Below are 9,817 nucleotides of genomic sequence, written 5' to 3' on the forward strand. Positions count from 1 at the left end.
ACCATCGCGCAGGACGGAGACTTCCTTGGCGCCGAGTTCGAGCAGGGCTCTCAGGGCGGCACCGGCGCGCCGCTTGGAGCGTGCTTCGAAGTAGCGGCCGGCGAGGATGAAGGTGGTGACTCCGGCGGCGGCCTCAAGGTAGATGTTGCCGGCGCCGTCGGAGCGGGAGATGGTCAGCTCGAACGGGTGGGTCATGCCGGCCGTTCCGGCGGTGCCCCAGAACAGGGCATACAGCGACCACCCCAGTGCGGCGATGGTGCCCATCGAGATGAGGGTGTCCATCGTGGAGGTGGCGTGCCGCAGGTTGGTGAAGGCGGCCTTGTGGAACGGCCATGCCCCCCACACCACCACGGGTGCGGCGAGGGTGAGGGAAAGCCACTGCCAGTTGGTGAACTGCAGTGCCGGAACCATGGCCATCGCGATCACCGGCACACTGAGCACCAGCGATATCAGCAGGCGTTGACGCAGTGCTGCGGTGGGGTCATTCTCGGATGGCCCGGCCGCGTCGGGGTCGTTGGAGGAAGTGGCGGGCGCGGGGACCTTGGCGGTGTAGCCGGCCTGCTCGACGGTGGCCACGAGATCCTCGGTCGACACATCACCGACGTAGTCGACGCGTGCCTTTTCGGTGGCGTAGTTCACCGTTGCGGTGACGCCGTCGAGCTTGTTGAGCTTCTTCTCGATCCGGTTCGCGCACGAGGCGCAGGTCATGCCACCAATTTCGAGTTCGACCTGGCCGTCGGCGGTCGGGTGGTGCGTGACGGGATTCATCGTTCCTCCTCTCAGGGGTGGTGGTACGTCAGTGTCCGTGCCCGGCGGGCATCGGCTCCGGGGCGGCGGGCACCGCGGCGCCCGGGATCTGCCCGGCCGTCAGTGTGAATTCGGCGGTCCGCACCACTCCATCGTGCTGGAAGTCGAGGAACAGGCGGTAGTCGCCCGCACTCGGGGTGGTGATAAAAAAGTCGATGCCCGGCCCGGGCGCGGTGACCCCGTCACCGGGGTGTCCGTCCGGGTGGACGTGCAAGTAACCGAGGTCGGCGGCCCGCAAAGCGACCAAATGCCCGTATGCCCCGAGGTAGGGCTGCAGATCCGTGACGGGCTGCCCGTCCCGGCTGACCGCCAGCGTCACTTTCGATGCCTGTCCCGGCTGGAGGACGCCGTCGAGAGTGACGGTGTACCCGTCGACCACTGCAGCTGCGGCCACTGGCGGCAGTGGCCGCGGATCGTAGGCCCCGCCTACCTGCAGGTCAGCCCCGAGGGTGAGACCGTCGCCGCCATCCGGGGTGAAGTCCGCGAACACCCGGTACGCCCCCGCGCGGCTCAGATCAAGCGGAACGCTCCAGGTTCCGGCGGCGTCGAGTACCGGATGCACATGCTGGAACCCGGCCATGTCGCGGCGCACCGCGATCAAGTGCAGTTGCTTGTCGTGGCTCTCGACGTAGCGGGTGACGGGCGCTCCGTCGGCATCGAGGATTCGGAACCGCAGTGGCAGGTCCGCGCCGGCCAAAATCTGCGCCGTGTCCAAGGCCAGGGTGTATCCGCGATCGGTGACCATCAGTCCTCCAGGTGTCTGATCGGCGACCGGTGAGCCCGAAGCGGACACGGGTGCGGCGTCGTGAGTTGAGGTGTCGTGTGTGTCGGTCGGTGCGGCGTCCTCGGGGCCGAAGGCATCCCCGGCCCCGAGGGCGAGCCCGAAGACCGCGGCCAGGCCGACGGTGAATCCGGCGAACTTCAACGAAGCGTTCATCGTGGGAATCTCCTGTCCGGGGTCTGTGTCGGTCAGCCGGCGAGCTGGTAGCCGGCCTCGTCGACGGCCTGGGCGATGGCCGCCTGCTCAATCGGGGTTTCGGAGTCGATATCGACCCGGCCACTCGCGAGGTCGACATCCACGGCGGTGACACCGGGGATGCTGCCGATCTCCTCACGGACCGAGGAAACGCAGTGGCCGCAGGTCATTCCGGCGACGGTGACGGTGGTGGTGCTCATCGATGTCCTTCTTTCTTCGGTTCGGAATTTGATCGAGGTCGTCGCGACCCACCCAAAGATTTACCATACCCCCCTACGGTATGCAACGAAAGTTTGCCGTACCTACTCCGCGGCGTGGCCGGGGCAGTAAACGAAACAAGTCCAATGACACCTGAGTGCCCCCTTGCGTAACTTTCGGTACCCCTCTGCGGTATACAGACCGGCCTACAGAGCGCGAGCAAGATGAGGAGGGCGATGACGGACACAGCAACCGGGGTATCGACGCGAAAGAGCCGGAAGCGCTCGGAGTACTCCTGACTACGCCGTCCCACCGACGCCGGTCGTCGCGATGGAAATCTCGCGAACGTTAATCACCTCAGCCGGCGACGGCGCCGACATGAATGACACCGGCCGCCGCCTGCTGGACGCCGATCCCCGACATGAAATTCTTCGAAGCGCAGCGTGGGTATGTGCGTCGACCTAGATCACCAGTTGTGGCGCAACAACTTCCGCGTCGTTCCCTATATCCGACACCCGGGCGCCCATGCGAGCTTCGATGCCCAGGATCCACATATCCCGGGCCACCACGACGCTGCAAGCGCCGACCTGGGCTTGCACACCCAACACCGCTGGGCGGGGGTGCCCACCAGGACCCGTTATCAGTTTGGGAAGTCTGTGCGTAACCTGGGCGCGGATGAGCTGGATATGTCGGTGCTGCCGGCGGAGCGGCGGCGGTTCCTGGCGACTGTGGGCCGGCGCTTAACGGTCCAAGCCCTGGAACGCCGGGATCCGTAACGCCGCTACCCGATCCTGCTCACCGTGTTGGCGCAGTCGGCCACCGATGTGCTCGACGAGGCGGTGCAGGGGCGCCGCCGCGAGCCCAGGTCGAGTCCGCGTTCCCGCACGATCTACGCCGCCCGGTATCTGTCCGACCCGGGCTATCGCCGCAAGATCTCCCGCCCGCCAGCTCAACAAGGGCGAATCCCTGCACGCGCTCCGCCAACACCTGCTCTACGCGCATGAAGGAACCGTCCGCGCGAGGCACCTGGAGGGACAGACCGAACAGGCATGGTGCCTCACGTTGGCGACCAACGCCGTAATCGACTGGACCGCAGAGTATTACGGGCTTTCGACCGAACAGATGCGGCGGGCCCGCGGCGCATCGACGACGAGGTGCTGAGGCACATCTCCCCGGCCCACAGCAAGAACATCAACTTCTTCGGCGCCAATGAGGTCGACATTGACGCCGAACTCGCCCAGCTCGGCCCCACCGGGTACCGGCCGCTGCGCGTGCGTGACACCCTGTTCTGACCCGGGGAAACCGAGAGATACCCAGCCGAGACGATCCGACGGCTGTGCGGCCTTGACCCTGTACTCGGGTACAGGGTTGAGAATGTGTGCATGCGGACCGGTGAGCTGGCGGCCAGGGCGGGGGTCAACGCGCAGACCCTGCGTTATTACGAGCGCCGTGGTCTGCTCGCGCGACCGGCGCGGTCCCCAGCGGGCTACCGCAGCTACCCCGACGAGGCGGTCGCGGTGGTCAGGTTCGTCAAACGATCCCAGGAGCTGGGGTTCACCCTCGATGAGGTTGCCGAACTGCTGCGGCTGGCCGACGGCGGCCCCGGCGACTGCGACACCGCCCGCGCACTGGCCGAGTCGAGGGTTGCCGAGCTGGAACGGCGTATCGCAGACCTGCAGCGGATGCGCGGCTCGCTGGCCGAGTTGATCGCGACGTGCGAGCTGCCCCGTAATCGCCGGTCCTGTCCGATCCTGACCTCGCTGCACGAAGGAGACCACCCGTGAAACTGGAAATCCTCCACGTCCCCGACTGCCCCAACGTGGCGGTACTCGAGCAACGCATCCGGCAGGTGACCGCCAGCCAGCCGGAGCAGCACGAGATCATCCGCCGCGTGATTGACGATCCCGGCCGGGCCGCCACTGCGCGTATGACCGGATCACCCACCCTGCTGGTCGACGGCTGCGACCCGTTCGCAACGCCGGGCCAGGTCCCGAGCCTGTCGTGCCGCCTCTACCCCTCCGACACCGGGCGGCTCGACGGCGCACCCTCGGTCGGCGCGTTGCGCGCCGCGTTGCGGCTCGTCCCGGACGGCACCGCGGCATTCGGGTCCGACACCGCATCCTCATGCTGCAACCCACCCGCCGCCGAATCTCCTGCAACAGTGCTCCGCTCCTGGCGCGCCGCCGCGCAACCGGCAGACCCCACCGAAAAGGCTGTGCACCGAAGTGGAGCTAAACCAGAGACCTTGTAGAAAGCGCGGCTTATGCGGTCAAGCGACGCCCAATCACCGAAATTCTCGGCCCTGTGCCCACGTTGAGGATTACAGCAACGAGGCGTGGGCCCGAAGCGTGGCAAGGCACTCGTCGTAACTCGGTTGCGCCCCGTAGACCAGGCTCATAGCAGAGCGGTAACCCTCACTCAGGGCTGTCTGACACGGGGAGTCGGCGTCGAGGAGCGGACTGATGCAATAACCTGTGTGTGGTCGTGGCGTAAAGCTGAATCCGGCGCTGTCACTGTGTTCGTCGATATCGTTGCAGAGCTCGCCGACACCGCTTGGTCCAAGTGCGTTCAGTGCAGCGAGGACATCGTCGGATTGGAGCAATTGATAGATGTCGTAGAGGTGGCGCCCAGCCCTGCGGAGAGTGTCATCGGCCCCGTCGTCAGGTGATCGGGATGCGCCGTCGTGGAGGAGTGCGAGTTTCTCAAGCAACGTTCGTTCGGGCGCCAGCACCGCCACCGAGACAGGTGCGAATTCGTCCCAGGCGGCAGGATTTTCGCCGAGAACATCGATCGCATGCTCGGCAACCATCGATCGCAGTGCATGTTGTTGCGTGGGATATGTACCTCCCCTGCAGCCCATCTCCAGGAGTACGCCTTCACTGATTGCGGACGATCCTTGGTACCGAAATCGTGGGTAGAGATAGCGGACGTTACGTTTCACACCGGTTGTCGCCGCACCTGCAACAACACGTGTCGAATCTAGAGCCAAGTGCTCCGCCACGTTATCGCGGATGCTCTTGAGTACCTTGTCACGCGCATTCGTGCTGGAATCTACATCGGGAAATGACACCAGAAGGTCGACATCCTCGGAGAATCGCTCGATCAACTCATATGCGCGGCTTAGGCTCGTTCCGCCCTTGAATATCGTCCTGACCGGATACCGACTGCCGTCCTTGGCGAGTACGTCGATCGGTGTGGTCGCGGCGCGCAGTACCTCGATGACCCAAAAATCCTTCTCGATGAACGTTTGGTCGATGTTGCGCTCGCGAGCCGTTGCGCCAATGAGCGCTTGCAGATCACTGCGACGCTTACGTAGCAGCGGCATCAGGCGGACACGACTAGGTGTTGGGCGTCTAGATCGCCTGTGAGCCGGGCGAAATTCTCGCGGGCTGCCGGTGACCTTTCGCTGCGGACCGCTTCGGCTAGGACCGTTGGACGGATCTGGTGTGCTCGCACTGCCTCGTCGAATGCCGACGCCAGAGCGCTCCAGCCGCCGTCGACGGTGGACTCCCATTCACCACGCAGTAGTTCCAGCAATGCTATTTCGGTATAGCGCAGTGTGCGCCGTCGCATATTATTGCGCTTGCAGATCTTCACACCAGGGACGGATGTTGGAACCGGACCGGCGACCGTGAGTGTCGGCTGCGTCGGAACCTGCGTGGTCAACCCCAATGTGCGCGCCGCGGTGTATCCGGTCGGTCCGACACCGACGTTGCCCAGCACTTCCACCGCGATTTGCTCCGACGACGGGTAGGTCATCCCGTATCGCGTCTTGGCGCCCTTGAAGTACAAGCCCTTGCGGATTGCTACAAGGTCACCGTGCTTGTGAGCGCGCGATACCGCCGAACTTGCGGCAGCCCTGCTTCCCGGTAGTTCTTCGACACGCACGAACCTACCGACACGTACTTCGTCCAAGGCCTTTCCCGGGCTGGTTGCTCTCCTCCGCATGACATGAAACTGTACTGAAAACCTGTCATGAAGTCCACTCCGTTCAGGTTCAATCATCCCCAACACATGCCGGTTCAGCTGCGAATCTTCCAGGGAATGGGGTGGGCGACATGACGTGCGCGCCGACGGCGTGGTGACAAGCCGACGCGCGTGGTGACGACAGGATATGATCTCGGGGGTGAGTGGACTCAAGAAGCGCGTGGTGAACGCGATCAACTCGATGATCCGCCCGTCTGGCGTTCAACTCGTCCGAACACCTGACAAGTTCGAGGACTATATCCCCTTCGCTGCGACACAAGCGGGAGCACGAGCAGCGGGTCTTTCAGTCGGGGACTACATCGACAGCCGCTTCAACGTCCCGGGATCCACCCAGGACACCATAGATCGCCTGGCCGAACTGGGCGTGTTCGAGCGACCCCTCACCAGGGTCTGCGAGATCGGCCCAGGATCGGGGCGCTACCTGGAAAAGGTCGCGGCGAGGTGCCGACCGGAGCGCTACGAAATCTACGAAACCGCCGCTGACTGGCGGCGATGGCTCGTCGACGAATACGCCGTCATCGCGCAGCCGACCGATGGGCGGACCCTGGCTGCCACCCCCGACACCTCGATTGATCTGGTCCACACGCACAAAGTGTTGAATGGACTGGAAATCCTCGACATCTGCCGGTACTTCGAGGAAATGGTCAGGGTCGCCGACACCCACGCCACCATCGTCTTCGACATCCTCACCGAAGCGTGTCTCGACGAGCCCACCCTTCAGAAGTGGCTGGATTCCGGAGCCGGCTACATCACCAGCATGACCGCGCAACAGTTCGCGATCGACTTCTTCACCCGGCACGGTTTCGAGCACGTCGGCAGCTTCTTCGCCACCTCGATGCCAGGAAAGACTCATTACCAAGTCTTCCGCCGCTGACGACAACGAGCCCGCAAACCCGTTGTCGGTGCCCGCCGCACAGGGGTCTCCGGTTGCAGCGATGCTCGGACTCGCCGAGTTGTCTGCGAAGTCTTTTGGTACCGACGTCGCCACGGTGCGGGCGCACATCGCGGACCGCCGGGCTCAGCGGCGATCGACGGAAAGTTCGGCGCTACCCGCCGGGGACACCCTCAGTGGGGTGAGGTATGCCCTGTTTACAACGATGATCAGCGCGGCCAACAGCAGCACCCGCCGAACTTCCCCTGGAGATCGGTGCGGCCGAAGCCGCTTCTGTTCCGTCCCGCTTGCCCAACCACCCACCGGGGCGGCGCCGCTGGCATCACGTCATTCCAGGCAGTGATGGGTTCAGCGCCAGGGCTCGCAGCCGGTGGGCCTGATCAGTCAGTGCGTGCTCGGCGGAGCGGGCCGTGGCGACGGTGCCGGCGGCAGGCAGCATGTACAGCACGATGATCCGGCGCTAGCCTTGAAGACCCGAGCAACGGCCGTTTTCGGCGACGCGCGCGGGCCGCTGGCGAACTCGCTGTCGGCTGTCCGGGTCGAGCGGGAGGCTCCAGAGAAGGACTGCGACGTAACCATGGCAGCACAGCGATCGACGCAACGCCGCCGTTGGTGGATCCTGGGGCTGGCAGTGGTACTGGTGGTGGGTGCGAGTGGTTCATGGGGACTGTGGCGGCATTTTCACCAAGGACAGTTCAATCAAGGACAGCGCATGAGCATCCCTGGTACGGCTAGCAGTCCCGTCGTACCTTTGCCCACGCCCCCTATATGGGAAGCAAGAGCGGGAGGGCCGCCGTTCGTGACCTCCGTGAGTCCCGATCGTCGCTACTTCCTCGATCAATACGGCAGTCCCGTTCTGCTGCAGGGCGACTCTCCCTGGGCTCTGATGACCAGACTGTCCCCGCAGCAGGCCCGGCTGTGGTTCGCGGACCGCGGGAGGCAGGGCTTCAACGCTGCCATCGTCTCGCTGATCGGGGCGATAGGCAACGGCGCGCCCAGCGATGACGGCGCCACGTTCGATGGTTTGCTCCCGTTCGTAAACGGCGACATTCTTCAGTGGCAGGAACCCTACTGGGAGCGGGTGACGGCGTACCTGCAGATTGCCGCCGACCACGGCATCACGGTCATGCTCTACCCGATCGACGGGTGGACCATCGGAAATTCCTTCGTCCCCGGGTCGATCGAGCAGTGCCAGCGGTATGGCGGCATGGTGGCACAGCGCTTTCGTGACCTGCCCAACATCGTCTGGATGTCGGGGGGTGACTACGCCTCGGCTAGCGAGGACCCGGCACGCGGTAGCGACGCTGACCTCTGCATCGACGCGATGATGCGCGGCATCCGCGAGGCGGGGGACGGCAGGCTGTTCACCATGCAGCTAAATCCTCAGTCGATCTCCACCCAGGACCCTTACTGGGCACAGCGTGTCGACTGGAACTTCGTCTACACCTACCACCCGACCTATGAGGCCATGCTGGATGCCTACCGCCGGCAGCCGACGATTCCGGCGGTCCTCGGCGAGGCCAACTACGAGGGCGAGAACAACCATCCGCAGACACCACCGACCACGGATGAGACCCTTCGTCGGCAGGTGCTCTGGGCGCTTACCTCCGGCGCGGCTGGTGAGTTCGTTGGCAGTGACGACTGGGAGTTCCATGACGGGTGGGAGCAGCGGTTGTCGACCCGCGCGCTCACCCAGATCGCGCAGTTGCGGGCCCTGTTCTCGACGCTTGAGTGGTGGCGGCTGGTGCCGGACACCGCGAACGAGTTGGTCACCGCGGGGCGCGGCACGGAACTGACGACCGACGAGGCGAAGGACGTCCTGGAGAACGACTACGTTACGGCGGCAAGGACTCCGGACGGCGACCTGGCAGCGATCTACCTGCCTACCCAACGCACGATTTCGGTGAATATCTCGGCGATGGCGCCCGGGGCGCGAGCAGCGTGGATAGACCCGACGTCCGGCGAGAGGAACCCCGTCCCCATGTCGGCAACTTTTACGACGCCAGGCCCGAATGCTGATGGTCGCAACGATTGGCTCCTCGTCCTGACCTCGTGAGTAAGATTCGGCCTACGATCCGGACCGAGGGTCGGCTACAGCGACAGAGACTGTCACCGGGTGTCGTGTAGTCGATCTGGTGGCTCGGCTCAGGGCGTTTCTCCGCGCCCTACTACGACGCTGAGGGCGGAATTGATCCAACCGTCGCGGGGGACCTCGCGCCACCAGCCGAACTTCCTCCTCACCGCCCTGTCAGGCTCGGCGATGATCGCCGAGAGCGTGATCATCGCCGAGCGCGCCCGACGAGGTCTTCGGCGCGCCGTACCCCGTAGGTGTCGGCGAACGCGATCCACAGCCGGACCGCCGTCAGCGCATCGGATAAGTTGTGGATCGTGTCCGCGGCCAACGCGATCGTTTCCCGTGACATCCGCACGGAACCGGGGTGGCGTCGGTGATTCACAGGTTGCCGAACCGGGACGGTGAGATCCGCGCAAGGATGTGACGTGTCTTGCACAGCAATCCTCGTGCCACCCTGAGGCGTTTGTTGTTCGTCCGCTGTCCGGGTAGGTAGGGAAGCACGGCGCGTAGGTCGTCGTTGTGGTGGTCGTGACGGATCCATCAGCGCTTCACAGTCGAACACGAGCAGCGACGACCCGGATGAGCAATTCCGGATCGATGAGCACATAGAGTTCGGGCAGGAGGGTTGCCAGTTCATTGGTCACGCTGTGAACTTGGAAACCCTCCGCCTACTACGCCCGCAGCGACACCTTCAGGAATCAGCCATTTAGTTGGTGGCCGGTACCTCGTCGGTCTCGGTCACCGTGCTCTTGGCCGGGGGTGCGGAGAGCCGGGCGGACCGGTCGAGCAGATACAGGGCGGTCACAGATGCCGCCCCGACACCTGTCAATATCACCCAGATCAGTGCGCCCAGATCCGCGTCGCTGAGGATCCCGAAGACGGC

9 protein-coding genes and 2 pseudogenes are annotated in these 9,817 nt (G+C 64.5%); 5 read left to right on the forward strand and 6 right to left on the reverse strand.

Annotated features, from left to right (window positions below):
- The 3 genes from A2J03_RS05175 to A2J03_RS05185 all read right to left on the reverse strand — a co-directional run.
- Positions 1-768 (reverse strand): cation transporter (locus tag A2J03_RS05175; RefSeq protein WP_197480624.1); only part of this gene is annotated, 768 nt, incomplete at its 3' end.
- A gap of 28 nt (positions 769-796) precedes the next feature.
- Positions 797-1,744 carry a hypothetical protein gene (locus tag A2J03_RS05180; protein WP_068370450.1) on the reverse strand — a complete coding sequence of 316 codons (948 nt, stop codon included), beginning with the start codon at positions 1,742-1,744 and terminating at the stop codon, positions 797-799.
- Positions 1,745-1,776: 32 nt separating this feature from the next.
- Positions 1,777-1,983 carry a heavy-metal-associated domain-containing protein gene (locus A2J03_RS05185; protein WP_068370452.1) on the reverse strand — a complete coding sequence of 69 codons (207 nt, stop codon included), beginning with the start codon at positions 1,981-1,983 and terminating at the stop codon, positions 1,777-1,779.
- Positions 1,984-2,862: 879 nt separating this feature from the next.
- Here A2J03_RS05185 and A2J03_RS31940 point away from each other — a divergent pair.
- The 3 genes and pseudogenes from A2J03_RS31940 to A2J03_RS05205 all read left to right on the forward strand — a co-directional run.
- Positions 2,863-3,273 (forward strand): annotated as a pseudogene (locus A2J03_RS31940) (Tn3 family transposase); the annotation flags it as partial.
- A gap of 90 nt (positions 3,274-3,363) precedes the next feature.
- The gene (locus A2J03_RS05200) at positions 3,364-3,765 is read left to right on the forward strand and encodes a MerR family transcriptional regulator (protein ID WP_068370456.1); all 402 of its coding nucleotides are present in this window, start codon (positions 3,364-3,366) and stop codon (positions 3,763-3,765) included.
- On the forward strand, positions 3,762-4,232 hold the full coding sequence (locus A2J03_RS05205) for an alkylmercury lyase (protein WP_231912375.1): 471 nt from the start codon (positions 3,762-3,764) through the stop codon (positions 4,230-4,232). Before A2J03_RS05200 ends, A2J03_RS05205 begins: the two co-directional genes overlap by 4 nt.
- 69 nt (positions 4,233-4,301) lie before the next feature.
- Here the strand turns inward: A2J03_RS05205 and A2J03_RS05210 are convergent, their stop codons facing one another.
- Positions 4,302-5,306 (reverse strand): nucleotidyl transferase AbiEii/AbiGii toxin family protein, encoded by a 1,005-nt coding sequence (locus A2J03_RS05210; RefSeq protein WP_068370459.1) that lies wholly within the window; start codon positions 5,304-5,306, stop codon positions 4,302-4,304.
- Positions 5,306-5,929, reverse strand: coding sequence for a DUF6088 family protein (locus A2J03_RS30895; RefSeq protein ID WP_197480625.1), 624 nt, complete (start codon positions 5,927-5,929; stop codon positions 5,306-5,308). Before A2J03_RS30895 ends, A2J03_RS05210 begins: the two co-directional genes overlap by 1 nt.
- Before the next feature lie 178 nt (positions 5,930-6,107).
- On the opposite strand from A2J03_RS30895, the gene A2J03_RS05220 reads away from it, so the two are divergent.
- Both A2J03_RS05220 and A2J03_RS05225 read left to right on the forward strand, forming a co-directional pair.
- Positions 6,108-6,842 carry a class I SAM-dependent methyltransferase gene (locus A2J03_RS05220; protein WP_158050650.1) on the forward strand — a complete coding sequence of 245 codons (735 nt, stop codon included), beginning with the start codon at positions 6,108-6,110 and terminating at the stop codon, positions 6,840-6,842.
- 817 nt (positions 6,843-7,659) lie between these two features.
- Positions 7,660-8,916 (forward strand): apiosidase-like domain-containing protein, encoded by a 1,257-nt coding sequence (locus tag A2J03_RS05225; RefSeq protein WP_197480626.1) that lies wholly within the window; start codon positions 7,660-7,662, stop codon positions 8,914-8,916.
- Between the two features lie 238 nt (positions 8,917-9,154).
- Here the strand turns inward: A2J03_RS05225 and A2J03_RS30900 are convergent.
- Positions 9,155-9,271: pseudogene (locus A2J03_RS30900) on the reverse strand (cation diffusion facilitator family transporter); the annotation flags it as partial.
- Positions 9,272-9,817: the final 546 nt, after the last annotated feature.

Origin of the sequence: Rhodococcus sp. EPR-157, from assembly GCF_001647195.1 — a bacterium.
Classification (GTDB): domain Bacteria; phylum Actinomycetota; class Actinomycetes; order Mycobacteriales; family Mycobacteriaceae; genus Rhodococcoides.

Coding starts and splice junctions, on each gene's coding strand:
- A2J03_RS05180 (WP_068370450.1), bottom strand. CDS start 1,744: ATGAACGCTTCGTTGAAGTTCGCCGGATTCACCGTCGGCCTGGCCGCG.
- A2J03_RS05185 (WP_068370452.1), bottom strand. CDS start 1,983: ATGAGCACCACCACCGTCACCGTCGCCGGAATGACCTGCGGCCACTGC.
- A2J03_RS05200 (WP_068370456.1), top strand. CDS start 3,364: ATGCGGACCGGTGAGCTGGCGGCCAGGGCGGGGGTCAACGCGCAGACC.
- A2J03_RS05210 (WP_068370459.1), bottom strand. CDS start 5,306: ATGCCGCTGCTACGTAAGCGTCGCAGTGATCTGCAAGCGCTCATTGGC.
- A2J03_RS30895 (WP_197480625.1), bottom strand. CDS start 5,929: ATGCGGAGGAGAGCAACCAGCCCGGGAAAGGCCTTGGACGAAGTACGT.